General features: G+C 62.9%; 12 protein-coding genes and 1 pseudogene. 6 read left to right on the top strand and 7 right to left on the bottom strand.

The features are described from left to right. Positions 1 to 220: 220 nt before the first annotated feature. A complete protein-coding gene (gene groL, locus VNH11_30590) occupies positions 221 to 1,837 on the bottom strand; it encodes a chaperonin GroEL (GenBank protein ID HVA50732.1) in 1,617 nt (538 codons plus the stop codon). Between the two features lie 137 nt (positions 1,838 to 1,974). After that, positions 1,975 to 2,310 carry a co-chaperone GroES gene (locus tag VNH11_30585; protein ID HVA50731.1) on the bottom strand — a complete coding sequence of 112 codons (336 nt, stop codon included), beginning with the start codon at positions 2,308 to 2,310 and terminating at the stop codon, positions 1,975 to 1,977. Between the two features lie 359 nt (positions 2,311 to 2,669). On the opposite strand from VNH11_30585, the gene VNH11_30580 reads away from it, so the two are divergent. Further along, positions 2,670 to 3,749, top strand: a complete 1,080-nt coding sequence (locus VNH11_30580) for a Gfo/Idh/MocA family oxidoreductase (GenBank protein ID HVA50730.1) — start codon at positions 2,670 to 2,672, stop codon at positions 3,747 to 3,749. 786 nt (positions 3,750 to 4,535) lie between these two features. On the opposite strand, the gene VNH11_30575 is transcribed toward VNH11_30580, so the two are convergent. From VNH11_30575 to VNH11_30565, 3 genes are all read right to left on the bottom strand, one after another. Next, positions 4,536 to 5,078: a hypothetical protein gene (locus VNH11_30575; GenBank protein HVA50729.1), complete on the bottom strand. Its 543-nt coding sequence runs from the start codon at positions 5,076 to 5,078 to the stop codon at positions 4,536 to 4,538. Positions 5,079 to 5,080: 2 nt separating this feature from the next. Then, the gene (locus tag VNH11_30570; GenBank protein HVA50728.1) at positions 5,081 to 6,544 is read right to left on the bottom strand and encodes a DUF1501 domain-containing protein; all 1,464 of its coding nucleotides are present in this window, start codon (positions 6,542 to 6,544) and stop codon (positions 5,081 to 5,083) included. A 103-nt stretch (positions 6,545 to 6,647) separates the two neighbouring features. After that, positions 6,648 to 6,899, bottom strand: coding sequence for a hypothetical protein (locus tag VNH11_30565; GenBank protein ID HVA50727.1), 252 nt, complete (start codon positions 6,897 to 6,899; stop codon positions 6,648 to 6,650). 52 nt (positions 6,900 to 6,951) lie between these two features. Here VNH11_30565 and VNH11_30560 point away from each other — a divergent pair. From VNH11_30560 to VNH11_30550, 3 genes and pseudogenes are all read left to right on the top strand, one after another. After that, a pseudogene (locus tag VNH11_30560) lies at positions 6,952 to 7,827 on the top strand (DUF1559 domain-containing protein). Positions 7,828 to 7,911: 84 nt separating this feature from the next. Further along, positions 7,912 to 8,274 (top strand): H-X9-DG-CTERM domain-containing protein, encoded by a 363-nt coding sequence (locus VNH11_30555; GenBank protein HVA50726.1) that lies wholly within the window; start codon positions 7,912 to 7,914, stop codon positions 8,272 to 8,274. Positions 8,275 to 8,313: 39 nt separating this feature from the next. Beyond that, positions 8,314 to 9,888: a hypothetical protein gene (locus tag VNH11_30550; protein HVA50725.1), complete on the top strand. Its 1,575-nt coding sequence runs from the start codon at positions 8,314 to 8,316 to the stop codon at positions 9,886 to 9,888. Positions 9,889 to 9,897: 9 nt separating this feature from the next. Here the strand turns inward: VNH11_30550 and VNH11_30545 are convergent, their stop codons facing one another. After that, a complete protein-coding gene (locus VNH11_30545) occupies positions 9,898 to 10,572 on the bottom strand; it encodes a hypothetical protein (protein ID HVA50724.1) in 675 nt (224 codons plus the stop codon). Further along, the gene (locus tag VNH11_30540) at positions 10,569 to 10,943 is read right to left on the bottom strand and encodes a hypothetical protein (protein ID HVA50723.1); all 375 of its coding nucleotides are present in this window, start codon (positions 10,941 to 10,943) and stop codon (positions 10,569 to 10,571) included. Before VNH11_30540 ends, VNH11_30545 begins: the two co-directional genes overlap by 4 nt. Positions 10,944 to 11,800: 857 nt before the next feature. Between VNH11_30540 and kdsA the strand changes: the two genes are divergently transcribed. Both kdsA and VNH11_30530 read left to right on the top strand, forming a co-directional pair. Continuing rightward, a complete protein-coding gene (gene kdsA / locus VNH11_30535) occupies positions 11,801 to 12,634 on the top strand; it encodes a 3-deoxy-8-phosphooctulonate synthase (protein ID HVA50722.1) in 834 nt (277 codons plus the stop codon). After that, the gene (locus tag VNH11_30530; protein HVA50721.1) at positions 12,627 to 14,294 is read left to right on the top strand and encodes a hypothetical protein; all 1,668 of its coding nucleotides are present in this window, start codon (positions 12,627 to 12,629) and stop codon (positions 14,292 to 14,294) included. The genes kdsA and VNH11_30530 overlap by 8 nt, the downstream gene beginning before the upstream one ends. Positions 14,295 to 14,434 lie beyond the last annotated feature (140 nt).

Raw genomic sequence — 14,434 nt, 5'->3', positions numbered from 1 at the left:
TGCCTCTTCATATCGAAATTCCGAACGTCTTGGCTCGCAAGATCTGTCGCGGACTTGCAATCGCAGATCCGTGAGAAGAGCTCGCCAAGGCGCAAAAACAAACCCGCCGGTCTCAGCGGGAGACCGGCGGGCCGAATATAGTAATCTGACTGATGCGACGCCCAATACGGTGGGCCCGCGCTCGCAAGCTCGCTTGCCCCACCCTACACATGAGCGCCGCTTAGTACATGTCTTCCGCTCCGCCGTGACCGGCCTTCTTGCCTTCCTTCGGCTTCTCGGCGATCAAGGCATCGCTCGTCAACAGCAAGATCGCCACGCTCGACGCGTTTTGCAGCGCCGTCCGAGTGACCTTCGTCGGGTCGATGATGCCCGCCTTCACCATGTCTTCATAGACATCGCTGGCCGCGTTGTAGCCGAAGTTGCCTTTGCCTTCGAGCACCTTTTCGCACACGATGCCGCCGTCTTGCCCGGCATTGCTGGCGATCCAGGTGAGCGGCGACCGGCAGGCACGCTTCACGATGTTGTAGCCCACTTCCTGATCGTGGCTCAGACCCTCGGGCTTGCACTGGGCCGACGCACGCAGCAAGGCCACGCCGCCGCCGGGCAAAATGCCCTCTTCCACCGCCGCACGCGTGGCGTGCAGGGCGTCTTCGACGCGGGCCTTCTTTTCCTTCATTTCGCTCTCGGTGGCCGCGCCCACGTTCACCTTGGCCACGCCGCCCGCCAGCTTCGCCAACCGCTCGTTCAGCTTCTCCTTGTCGTAGTCGCTGGTCGAGGTCTCAATCTCGCGGCGAATCTGGTCGATACGGGCCTTGATGTCGCTGGAGCGGCCGGCGCCTTCGATGATCGTCGTGTTGTCCTTGTCGACCATCACCTTCTTGGCGCGGCCCAGATCGGTGATCGGCAGGTTTTCGAGCTTGAGGCCCAGGCTCTCGAAGATCGCCTGGCCGCCGGTGAGAATGGCGATGTCTTCCAGCATCGCCTTGCGGCGGTCGCCATAGCCGGGGGCCTTCACCGCACAGCACTTGAACGTGCCGCGCAGCTTGTTGATGACGAGCGTGGCCAGGGCCTCGCCCTCCACGTCTTCGGCCACGATCAACAGCGGCTTGCCCGCGTTGACCACGGCTTCGAGCACCGGCAACATCTCTTTGACGTTGGCGATCTTCTTCTCCATCACCAGGATGTAGGCGTCTTCGAGCACGCACTCCATCTTCTGCGGATCGGTGACGAAGTAGGGCGAGAGGTAGCCGCGGTCGAACTGCATGCCCTCGACCCACTCGACCTCGGTCTTGAGGCTCTTGCCTTCGTCGACCGTGATCACGCCGTCTTTGCCGACCTTTTCCATCGCCTCGGCCAACAAGTCGCCGATCTCGGTGTCGTTGTTGCTGGCCACCGCGCCGACCTGAGCCATCTCCTTCTTGCTCTTGATTTGGATCGACGTCTTCTTGAGCTTGTCGGTCATGTCTTCGACGGCTTTCTCGATGCCCTGCTTCATCTGCAAGGGATTGACGCCGGCCACGACGGCCTTGAGGCCCTCGTTGAAGATGGCTTCGGCCAAGACGGTGGCGGTGGTGGTGCCGTCGCCGGCCACGTCGCTGGTCTTCGAGGCGACCTCGCGGACCATGCGGGCACCCATGTTCTCGTAGACGTCTTCCAGGTCGATTTCCTTGGCGACGGTGACGCCGTCCTTGGTGACGGTGGGCGAGCCGAAGCTCTTCTGCAAGATGACGTTGCGGCCCTTGGGACCGAGGGTCACCTTGACCGCGCGGGCCAGCTTGGAAACGCCGCGGCGAATCGCCTCGCGCGCTTCCTGGTCAAAAGCAATGGTCTTTGCCATGGGGGATGGTTCTCCAAAAAGGTTGAATGTTGTTTTCGGCTTCTGTAGGGAACGGACTCCGTGCCGTTCCGTGACCTGCCGCTTGACGCCCCGATTGCGATTCGCGGAACGGCACGGAGTCCGTTCCCTACAGACGTTTACTCGATCACGGCCAGAATGTCGTCCTCGCGCATCAGCAGCAGCTCGCGATCGCCGACCTTGAACTCGTCGCCGGCGTAGGAGCTGAACAGCACGCGGTCGCCCACTTTCACTTGCAGGGGCGTGCGCTTGCCGTCGTCGCGAAGCTTGCCGTCGCCCACCGAAACGACAGTACCGCGGGCCGGCTTGTTCTTGGCGGTGTCGGGCAACACAATGCCGCCCGCCGTGGTTGTTTCCGATTCCTCGCGCTCCAGCACCACGCGATCGCCCAGCGGCTGAAGCTTGAATTCCTTGCTGCTCGTGACCCTCTTCTTTTCTTTCATCGCGACTGCCATGGCCTAAGATGCCTCCAGATCTTTCAATAGTGGACGGTTTTGTGGCTGGCGTTCGGCCCAACCGACGTTGACGGGCCTGGCTGCCAATTATGCGCATTCGAGGCGCTCGTGGCGAGTGGATAAGCAAGCGGCGCGCCACGAATGGCATTTAATACGCAAGTCGCTATCGAGTAACGGTTTAGGATAATCGCAGTCTGATTCGGCCGACGCCAGGCTACGATCAATCGCCCCGCTCACGCTGCCATTTTGACAGTGCCCGTGAGAACCGAGGGCGCGGGGGTCGGCTCAGCCGCGTCTCTGTATGGCCGCCATCGGTGGCGATATAATCCGCGGTTCCTTATTAACCCGCGGAGTACGAGATGGCAGTCGGTTTTGGCATGGTCGGTTGTGGCATGATCGCCCGGTTTCACGCGAGGGCCATCGGCGAGGTACGCGGCGCCAAACTCGTCGCCTGCTACAATCGCACCCCGGAAAAAGCCGTGAAGTTCGCCGCCGAACAAGGCTGCCGTGCGTATCACGATCTTGGCGATCTGCTGCGGGATCCGGCGGTCGATGTCGTAACGATCGCTACCGCCAGCGGGGCCCATTTGGAACCGGCCGTGGCCGCCGCCCGATCGGGCAAGCACGTGATCGTCGAAAAGCCGCTGGAGATCACGCTCAAACGCTGCGACCAGATTATCGCCGCCTGCGACAAGGCCGGCGTGCGGCTGGCCACGATTTTTCCCTCGCGGTTTCACGACTCCAGCCGGGAGCTGAAGCGGGCCGTCGAGGCCGGGCGTTTCGGACGCTTGACGTTGGGCGACGCCTATGTGAAGTGGTTCCGCAGCCAGGCCTACTACGACAGCGGCGCCTGGCGCGGCACCTGGCAGCTCGACGGCGGCGGCGCCTTGATGAATCAGGCCATCCATAGCGTCGACCTGCTGCAATGGCTGATGGGTCCGGTGGCCGAAATCTGCGCCCACACCGCGACCTTGGCCCACGAGCGGATCGCCGTGGAAGACACGGCGGTGGCCAGCTTGCGGTTCGAAAACGGCGCCTTGGGATCGATCGAGGCCACCACCGCCGCCTGGCCCGGTTATCTCAAGCGGACCGAGCTGCACGGCTCGCAAGGCTCGGCCATGATCGAAGAAGAAGACATCGTAAAATGGGACTTCGCCAAGGGCGACCGCCGCGACGCGGCCATCCTGCGCGCGATGAGCGAGCGCAAGAGCACGGGCGGCGGCGCCGCCGATCCGGCCGCCATCGGGCACCAGGCGCACGCCAAGCAGTTCCGCGACTTCGTCGAGGCGATGCAGAAGGACCGCCCGCCCTCGATCGATGGCCGCGAAGGCCGCCGGGCCGTGGAGATCATTCTGGGCATCTACAAATCGGCCGAGAGCGGCAAACCGGTGAAGCTGCCGCTGAAAGCGGACCCCGTGCTCAAAGTTCGAGGAAAATGAGCATCGCGTTTCAACCTCGCTGGCAATAACGTTGGACGTTAAAATGTTTAGGGAGGATTGGGAGGCATTGATCCACGCGCATGCAGCTTTGGCCCGATCCACGTGACGGACTCGACCCCGCGGATCCCGCGTCGGGCCTTGAACTCGACGACGCGCCGTGGAACTGGTCGGAATTAGATTCGTACTACGATGGACCGACGAAGGCGCCACCCAATAATCGCCCAGGCTGGGGACGATGGTATTTTTTGTATGAAGCACCGGACGGCGCGAAAGTCAAAGTAAGCGCCGATCGCGACCCGCAAACCGGCGAGTGGTTCAATCCGCACGTATCGTCTTCGCAAGTTTGGCCATGAAAACGAAACAGCAAACTACGCAATCTTCGCTCCGTCGAAGGATTCGGCAATTCTATAAGCTGCTGAACGAACGACAATTCGCGCGCTGTCACGAAATGATTGACCCGCGCGTTCGTCATAAGCCGGAGTCAGTGACACTTTTGCAGTACTCCAACTCCGTCGCTGAGTTTCTCGACCGTGTTGGTTCCTTGTCACTGGTTGATCTGGACCTAGACGTTCATCTGCACGAGCGGAACATACTTTACGAGAATCGTGATTTCGCTCTGGGCAAGTCAGTGTTTGATGACGCTCGCGGGCAGCGACGGGTCTTCTCGGAACGCTGGGTCCGCGAGGGGCGATCGTGGTATACGCGCTCAACCGGGTTCGTCACGTCCAAGATGGACGACCGCTAAAAACACCTTGCGATGGGCTGAAGCTGCTTCTCGACGATGATTCAGTCGATTTCACTGAACAGCACATCGAAAACCGTCGCCGGACGGCCGTCCAGCTCAGTGTCATGCCCATCGGCGAGTTCATAAGCTGCCTCGCCGTCAATCAACTGATAGGACTGCAACTGCATCCAACGATTAATCTGCGAGATTGAGTCCAACATTTTTGCGGGAAGCCCCTCCTGGCCTTTTGCTTCAATCAAGTAATCGCCTGGGCTCGGCAGGCCATATTCCAAATGGTCGCCGCCAATCGCGCGAAGCGCGAAAAGCTTTGTCCCGAAATAAGGGCCCTTCGAGCTCACGTAGACAAACAGTCGAAACTTCGATTCCGGCGAAGATGGCGGGACCGCCTCCCCATTCGCATCGAAGTTCACGATGAGCTTCTGCGAAGAACTGTAATTCATGTCCGCGTCATGCTGAACGGGCATCCGCAGGTCGATCGACAACTTGCCTTTCAGCGCCTCGATCTTTCGGGTGAACGCTGCTGAAAAATCAGGCTCGGCACGTAATACCTTTCCCAGTTCCGAATTTGCGAGTTGATTCTTCATGGCTAAAACAGCTCACCGATCGGCTGGCCGTCGTTCTCGACGATGTAGCGCGGCCGGCCGCGGTTGTCGAGATAGGTGGCATCCAGCGACACACCGAGATAGCGATAAATCGTGGCGGCCAGGTCGGCGGGCGTCACGGGCCGCTCGCGGATGTAACCGCCGTCGCTCTCGGTGCCGCCGATCACCTGGCCGTGCCGCAGGCCGCCGCCGGCCAGACACATCGACATCACGGCCGGCCAGTGGTTGCGGCCGTCGGTGCTGCCTTGCGTGCCCATCTGCGGCGTGCGGCCGAACTCTCCCATGGCGATCACCAGCACGTCGTCGAGCAGGCCGCGCGCGCCGAGATCGCCCACCAGCGTCGTCAGCAGGTGGTCGAACAGGGGCAACAGCGGCCCCAGCCCTTTCTTGATGCCGCCGTAGGGAGGAATGTTGTCGCCGTGCGTGTCCCAGGTGCCCGACGCGGGATGATAGCTCAGGTCGATCGTCACGAACCGCACGCCCGCCTCGACCAACCGCCGGGCCAACAAGGCCTGCTGGCACCAGAGGTGCTTGCCATAGCGGTCGCGGAATGCGGCGGGCTCTTGCGAAATATCGAACGCCTGCTGTGCGCGGCGGCCGATGACCATTTCCAGCGCCTGCCGGCGGTAGCTTTCGAGCGCTTCCATCGAGCCGTCGCAGTCGAGATCGCGGCGCAGGCGATCGAAATCGGCCAGCAATGCCCGGCGGTCGTGCAGCCGCTCCTGGCTGAGACCGCTGGGCAGCGCGAACAGGTCGGCGCCCGTTTGCTGCCCGGTGTCGCCGCCGACGTTGTCGTAAACCGGCAGCCGCGCCGCCTGCTCGGCCACGAAGGGATCGTAGCGCTTGCCCAAGTATCCGGCGAACGGAATGTGCGTCCTCGACTTCATGAACACGACGTAGGGCGGCACGACCGGATCCGGCCCCCCGCAAAACTTGGAGACGATCGAGCCGATGGCCGGGTAATCTTTTCCCTCGGGATTGATCCGCGGCGCGGCCGCGCTGTTGCCGGTCTGAAACACGGCATTCGGCTCGTGATTGCTGTGCCGGGCATCGACCGAGCGGATGACCGTGAATTGGTCGAGCATCGAGGCCTGCTTGGGCAGATGCTCGCAGATGGCCACGCCGGGCAGCCTGGTTTGAATGGTCGAGAACGGGCCGCGATTTTGATAGGGGCGGTCCGGCTTGGGATCCCAGGTGTCGATGTGGCTGGGTCCGCCCGCCATCCACAACAGGATGACGCTTTTGGCCCGCGGACTGGTTTGCCCGGCCTGCACGGCGGCGGCCTCGGTCCGCAGCACTTCGCCGAGACTCATGCCCGCCACACCGGCCAGGCCGGCCTTGAGCATGTTGCGGCGGCTGGCGACCACCAGCCCTTCGCGCTCGGCGCCGAAATAATTGCAAAAGGCGTGTCGCTGATGCAGCGATCGCTGGCATAAGAGTTCGGGCATTCCTGCTCTCCTGAGAAACCGCCTGCGATGGTTGCCTGGGCGGATATCCTAGAGTAACAGAACCGCTTACGAAAGTCATCGTTCGTCTCGACTTCTTTGGCGGTCACTCGCCTGGCAAAACATCTAGAATCTCAAACTCCTTCGACACGTTGTAGCCGGTATGGCTGGCGCTTCGGGTTTCCGTCTCGTCGCACCGCAGCAACACCACTTTAAGACACAGCAGGTTCTGTTCGCGGCTTGACGGAATCGCGGCCAGTGTTTTAGGCTTAAGGTTGGCGTTGCGGTAGACAAATCGGGCGAGGCCTTCGCCGACCAGGCCGACGCCGACAACGGCAAAACGACCGACTGCTGCCAAGATCGGAGCACCCTCTGATTGAGACTGGCGGCCGATCGCGGGAGACTGTGATATGTGGTGGTTGTCGAGACAATCGGTTTGTGGCCGGCGGCTGTCGCCGCACGGTCGGTGCCGCGGCGTCACTCTCATCGAGTTGCTGGTCGTGATCGGCATCATCGGGTTCTTGATCGCGCTGCTGATCCCAGCGGTTCAGGCCGCCCGCGAGGAAGCTCGGCGCAGTCAGTGCAACAACAACCTCAAGCAAATCGGGCTCGGCCTGCAGACCTACGCCGACATCCACAAGAGCTTTCCTTACGACGCATTGTGGGGGCAGCACCCTGACAAGCCGACGTTTGGCGTTGCGGGCAATACGGAGCAGCTTACCTATCACTACCCCTGGACGGTGGCCATCTTGCCTCAGTTCATGTGAGCGCCGTTTTACAATGCCATCAACAAGCGGCTGCCGATCTGGAACCAGAGCCAGCAGTATGGCACCGGCGGGGTCCCGCCAATGAATCCACCGTCGTATTTCGGCTATACCCAATCCCATCAGGCTCCGCCCTACCGCTGCCCGTCGGACAGCGCGTTCACCGGGCCAAGCGAATTGCCGGGCTCGTGCATGTGGACGAATTACGCCGGCAGCACCGGCATCGGTTTTTACAGCGCCGTGCCGAAGGCCGACAAACCCTGCGAAGGTGAAACAACGGCCCCGCGTGGCACGAAGGGGTTCTTCACCTTCAACGAGCCGGCCAGCTTTGCGATGATCAAAGACGGCACGTCGAACACGATTTGCGTGGCGGAAGTGACCGCTTGCAGCGTCGCGGCGCCGACCGCTTCGGGCGGCAACATCTACAACACCAGCTTGAATGCGGACCTGGTGTTTGAGGCCGATGCGCCCCAACCGCTTCCGCCCGACTGGAAGCTGCCGGGGCCGGGCACAACCGCCTGGTCGCCGCCCGCATTGGCGGTCGGCGGCACCGGCAAGCACCGCTCGAACCTGCTCTCCGCGCCGGGCAGCACCACCCCTGTGCCGATGGTGTTCAGGGCATCGATGATTGCATTTACCGAAACGGTCACAGGTACGGGGGCTTGCTCGGCCGGCATGTACACGGCGGCGCAGGGCGGCCCGTGCGGCGTTGCGACGGGCAAAGGTCCCGCCGGCTTCGAATTCGGCGGAGTGATCGGTCCCTCGCCGATTGCCGGAATCGCACCGCTCTACAACGCACTCTACAGCCCGAACTCGAACTGGCCCGGCCCCGACAGCTTTCATCCGGGCGTCGTGATGGCCGTTTTCGGCGACGGACATACCAGCCAGATTTACCACGGCATCGCCTTCTCCGTATGGGCCAGCCTGAACACGCGCCAGGGCGGCGAAGCGATCAAGGGCGACTTTTAGTGCCGTTTCCGGTTCAGCAGTTTCGTCGAGCACCGCATCATGACTTGGTTCCGTGATTGTTTCGGGCTGATTTTCTGGCTCGTCGTTGTATCCACCTACAGCGCGTATGGCCTGGCCGCGGTGTGGGCCGGCCGCGCGACGACGGGACACTGGTTCCCGCGGGCCGTGGCCGTGTTCTTGCTGTGCGGCGTCTGGTTGCTCGTGCCCGATTACCAGCTCTGGCTCCTGTTCCTAACGCAGACCTTCGCGGTGCTTTTCGTGCTGTGGTGCCTGGGGCCGACGGCGCTCAGGTCCACAGACTCGCCGACGTCGGCCGGCGCGAGCTCTCCGCGCGGACGCGCGCGTTTTTCATTAGGCGATTTGTTTCTCGTGGTACTGATGCTCGGCGTCGTTTTTGCTCTTGCGATACGGATGCCCGCCGACGTGCGCCCAGACTGGTACCTGATCCCTCTGCCGGGCTTGCTACTGGCATTCTTAACGGTTTTAGCCGATTGGGCGGTCTCCGGACGCGCGCGGCCCTGGGTCCGGATGTTGGCGGTTGCTGTAATGCCTCCCACCTGGATGATGGCCGGTTGGCTTTGGCTGGCGCGCAGGGCGACAACGCGCTGGCCTCGGGCAATCGTCGCGATCAGTCTTGTGGCAATGATGCTGCCGACCGCGGTGCTTTATGCCTGGATCCTCTGGCCGCGGTTCCTCTCGCGCCCGGAATCGCCGGCCGACAACGGCTACGACGATCTGATGCGCGCGGCGGCGCTTCTTGGTCGCGAGCCATCGAATATCCACACGCTCGCGGGTGAGCCGCTCCGCGACTACGTGACGAGCAACAAGGCAGCGCTGGAACTCGCCCTTACTGGCCTTTGCCGCCCGTGCAGCGCGCCCTGGCCCAATGCCGACGAGCAAATCGAGCGGGTCGGCACTCTGCGGCAATTGACGAGGCTGTTTGTCGCCCAAGGGCGGTTGTGTGCCGCCGATGGTCAGCTCGGTCAAGCCATCGAGAGCGATCTCGACGCGGTCCGGCTGGGCCAAGCGATGGCGGTCGACGGATTCTACCTCGATCACGAGGTCGGACGCGCCTGCGAGGGGACGGGGCTCGAGGGGTTGCGCTTGCTCGTGGGCCGGCTTGATGAACGCGGTTGTCAGCAGCTTTCCGTTGGCTTAGCGGCAGTGCATCCCACGAAGCGAGAGCCCTTCGATGACGTCGTCCAGCGGCATGAACGCTACAACGCGATGACGCGTTCCTGGAACGAACGCCTTGCGCTGTCGCAGCTCGGCTATACTTGGGCGGCGGAGCGAAAAAAATTCGAGTGGCAAAGCAACCGCACAATTTGCAGCGCCCGTCTGCTGCTGGCGCACGTGGCACTGCGCCGCTATCGTTTGCACAACGGCAGGTATCCGGCGACCCTGCACGAGTTGGCTCCGCAATATCTCGATGCGGCGCCGGTCGACCCCTTCAACGGTCAAGAGCTGATCTATCGTCGGCATGACGAAGGCTATCGGCTCTACAGCGTCGGCCCTGACGGAAAAGACAACGGTGGCGCCCCGATGACGGGCATCCCGCCGGCCAGCGTCGGCGACTGGTTCTTTGACGTCGCCCTGGAGCCGCCCGATTGCTGAGCCAGATTATCATTCCAGCTCCGGCGGGACGTTGCCATAGCTCCACGGACCAGCTTTGAAGGGCGGCGCGGGAGGCGGTTCGGGCACGGGACCGGGAGTCAGCTCGCGGGCCAGGGCGATGCCGGCGTCGGCGATCTGGCGGCCGGCCGTCAGTTCGAGGTTGCTGTAGTAGGTGAGCCGCGTCTCGTAGCCGCCGCCGCGCGGCCCCAACGCTTCTTCGGTCGGCACGTAGCCCACGCAATCGTTGGCCAACTCCACGGGAAAGGTGAACGGGAAGGGACTGCCCGACTTGATGTCGAGGCCGTATTGGCAGAAGTACTCCGCCGGGTTGGCGACAAACACCGCCGGGCCGACCTGAATCGCCTGCACCTCGACGTCAGCCGCCGGCTCCTTCTTAAGCCGCGCGTCGAGCAACACGATCTCCTTGGCGAAGGTCCACTCGGTGGCATCGACGCTCTTGCGATCCTTTTGGGCGGTTTCCAGCGAGCGGGCCACACGGGCGGCACCCGGCAGGCGCCGCTTGATGTGCAACGTACGGGTGCGATAGTCGAGCGGAACCAGGTTGCCGCGCGGCATCGAGAACAGCACCTTGGCCGCCTCGGCGCCCACACGTCCGCCCACGCGCTGCGCCCAGGCTTCCGCCGCCGGATGAGCGTACGGGCTGCGGTTGTCGACCTGCGTCACGTCGGTGAATGCGAGGCACTGATCAGCACCGCCTGGCGCGCGATGCCGCATTGCTCCTGGATGGCCCGGCGGCAGCGCTCGACGGAGGGACGGCGGATGAGCAGGGCGTCGATGCCGACGAGGGCGACCCGCTTCCGCCCGTCGTCAAACACGGCCGCGCGGGCCTTGCACGGGTCGTGAAGCGTGCGATGGAACGCTTTGCCGTAACCGCCCGGCTGCTCCATGCCGATGTCGGGCGTGATGTCGCGCTCGGCAAAGCCGGCCCGAAAGATTTGCGGCGCTCGGTCGTCGGCGGCCCCAGAGAGCGCAGGGGCCAGTAAGGTGAATGCGGCAGAGAAGAAGGCGATGGATCGTCGGCTTGTTGTCGGCATCGATGTCAGGCTCTTATGGGTATGTGACAGTTGTCGCGATTTGACGAGATTATACTGCACGCGCCGGCCGTTGAGACCCAAAGCGATGGCTGGGGCAGAGCCGCGCCGCAGGAGCCATTTTTGACCGTAACACCTGGTCGCGGCGATGCCCCGGCGGTGCCACCACCGAGGCATCGCTGGCCGACAATGCGTTTTGGTGATTGCCGCACCGCGCTCGGCCAGCTTCTGCCCCAGCCACCGAAAATGGCGGGTCGGGCGAAAACGACGCGCAAAAAACTTGCCGCGATTGTAGAGCCGCATTAGAGTAAGCGGTGATAAGAAGCGGCGAGCCGAGGAAAAACACCTCGCCGCGCACACAGGTCCGCAAAAAAACGGGGGCCTCTGACGCGCCACATACGCATTGGCTTGTGCGGGACGGTCAGGGGCAAGTCAACCGTCCAGCCGGTAGTCGTCAGAGGCCCCGCGGGCCAGTCAGAATTTAAGTGCTTGCCTCAGCAAGCACGATTCCTAATTAGCACGCCCTGTGCCACTGCGGGCATCGCTGGCGTTTCGCTGATGATCTCAATTCGCAACCGGTTGCTGCGATAAGCTTTAAGTAGCGATGTTTCATTTAGAGACGATTCAAAGGAGGCCGAGATTCGCGCATTTTTTTGGTGCCATTCCGCCGCAAGCTGGTGTGGCGTTTCGCTTCAATCGACCATGACGGCAATCGGCGTCCCAAAGCGAGATTGTCTCGCTTTGGGACGTCCTCGCGGTGCGCCCACGTTTTTTCGGGACGGCCTGGGAAGGCCATCCTCCAACAAGATGCTCGCGGAGGATACGATGACGGAAGGCAGACCCAAGGAGAACAACGAACCGTGCCAAACAATCCTGCCCGAATCGGGGACTACCGTTGCGGCCGCGGCCAGAGACTGCTGGTGATCGCCGGCCCGTGCGTCATCGAGACGGAAGAACTGACCTGTTCCATCGCCCAGCGACTGGCGGCCATCGCGTCGGAACTGCCTATCCAGCTTGTGTTTAAGGCGTCGTTCGACAAGGCCAACCGGACCAGCGGCGAGGCCTTTCGCGGCCTCGGCCTCGATGCCGGGCTGGCCGTGCTCGCCCGCGCCAAAGAGCGCACGGGCCTGCCGGTGACCAGCGACGTGCATGAATCGCACCAGGCCGCCGCGGTGGCCGACGTCTGCGACCTGCTTCAAATTCCCGCCTTTCTCGCCAGGCAGACCGACTTGCTTGCGGCGGCAGCCGCCACCGGCAAGCCGGTACACGTAAAAAAAGGCCAGTTTATGGCCCCTTGGAACATGCGGCACGTCGTCAGCAAGCTGGAGTCGGCCGGCTGTCGCGATATTCTGCTCTGCGAACGGGGGACATTTTTCGGCTACGGCCGGCTGGTGAACGACATGCGGGCCATACCCCAAATGCAAAGTTTAGGTGTGCCGGTGATCTTTGACGCCACTCACAGCGTACAGGAGCCAGGCGGACTGGGCAGCTCGACGGGCGGGAACCGCGCCATGGTCGAGCCTCTGGCACGGGCAGCCACGGCGATCGGCGTCGACGGCCTGTTTTTCGAGACGCACCCCGATCCCGACAAGTCGCCCAGCGACGGCCCCAACATGGTTCCCTTGGATGAATTCGGAAACCTTTTAGCCCGTCTGGTGCGATTGCGCGAGACGGTGGAGAACTTGCGTGCGTAGACTTCTCTTGTGGTTTGCACCCTGGGCCGTTTTTGTGGGCTGCGATTCGGCAGCTCCCTTGCCCACACCGACGTCGGGCAGCGAAGAAACAGCCAAGATCGAGCAGGCCAACGACATTCTGGCCTATATCTCCGGACTCTTGAACGGCCTCGCTCAATACGACGCCGTCAATTCGGACGTTCAAGACTTTTTCGACCTGAACGAAACAGCGCGGCATGCGTTGGAGTCGGGCGTGCCGCCGGCCTTGGTGAGCCAGTTGAACCAGTGGATGACGTTGCAAACGCCGCTCGCCGATTGGCGCCGCGGGCCGCTGCTGGAGCGTCTTCCTGAACGGCTCAAGAAATTGCCGCAGTTGCAAGAGTTGGACGCGATGGGCTTCGCACGCGCTGACGGCATCGATCTGCGCGAGGCGGTGTGGATGCGGGACGCCTCCAACTGGGCAGCCGGCACGACGCAGAACGACCTGGAACGTGCCCGGCGGCTGTTCGATTGGATCGTCCGCAACATCCAACTCGAATCGTCCGACGAAGGCCAGTCGGCCACGCCGACCCGGCTGGCCTGGCAAACGCTGCTATTAGGGCGCGGCCCGGCGATCGACCGCGCGTGGGTGTTCATCTTGATGGCCCGGCAGCAAGGGCTCGACGTGGTGATGTTGTCGCGCCCCGCGGCGGCAGACGCCGAAGAGGCCTCGCCTCGCCCCTGGGTGCCCGCCCTGCTCGACAAGGGCGAGCTGTATCTGTTTGAGCCAAGCTTGGGGCTGCCGGTGCCGGGACCGAACGGCGAAGGCATCGCCACGCTGGCCCAGGTCGCGGCCGACGAGGCGCTGCTGCGGCATCTCGATCTCGACGACGACCACCGCTACGAGATGGACGCGGCGGGCGTGCAAAACATGCTGGCCCTCATCGAGGCTTCGCCGATTTATCTGACGCAGCGGGCGGCCCTGTTGGAATCGGAGTTGACCGGCGACCAAAAGATGGTGCTTTCGGTCGACGCCAGTGCAGTCGCCGAACGTGTGAAAAAGTGCAAGCACGTGAAGGACGTGGAGCTTTGGAGTTTGCCCTACGAGCGGCTGGCCGGCCAGGCCAAGCTGGGCAAAACAGGGCTTCAGCGTTTGGCTGCTGATTTCGAGCCGTTCGTTGTGCCATTCCCGCGAACGCTCAAAAAGAAGGCCGAGATCGTGCCGGCTTTATGGAAGGGGCGCGTGCTCCACTTGATGGGCCATTTTTCGGGCGACGAGGGCGCGATGCATTATTACCAGATCGCTCGCCCGTCGGAGTCCGAGATTGCCAACGGGCCGGCGATTCCGCAGCAAGAGGGCGAACGCTTGCGCGGCAAGGTTGCGCCGGAAGAATGGCAACAGACGGCGAACCGCTATATCCAGTTGGCCCACGTGGCGAAGCACGATGCCAGCTACTGGCTGGGCTTGATCGCCTACGAACGAGAGAACTACAAGACGGCGGCCGACCACCTTGCCAAGCGCACGCTCGACGTCGACGCGCAAAGCCCCTGGCGTGCCGGAGCGCTCTACAATCTGGCCCGGGCCGAGGAAGCGCTCGGTCTGACCGAGGATGCTCGCGAAGTCTATCGCCAGATCGAGTCGCCCCAGCGGCACGGGAATCTGCTCCGGGCACGTTGGTTGGCGGAAAAAGAGGGGCGATAGGCGTCAGGCGCCAGGCGTCAGGCGCCGCGCCGGCCCTGAACCCTGAACCCTGAACCCTGAACCCTGAACCCTGAACCCTGAACCCTGAACCCTGAACCCTGAACCCTGAACCCTGAACCCTGAACCCTGAACCCTGAACC

Source organism: Pirellulales bacterium (assembly GCA_035533075.1).
Classification (GTDB): Bacteria; Planctomycetota; Planctomycetia; order Pirellulales; family JAICIG01; genus DASSFG01.
This window is presented reverse-complemented; position numbering and strand designations above follow the sequence as displayed.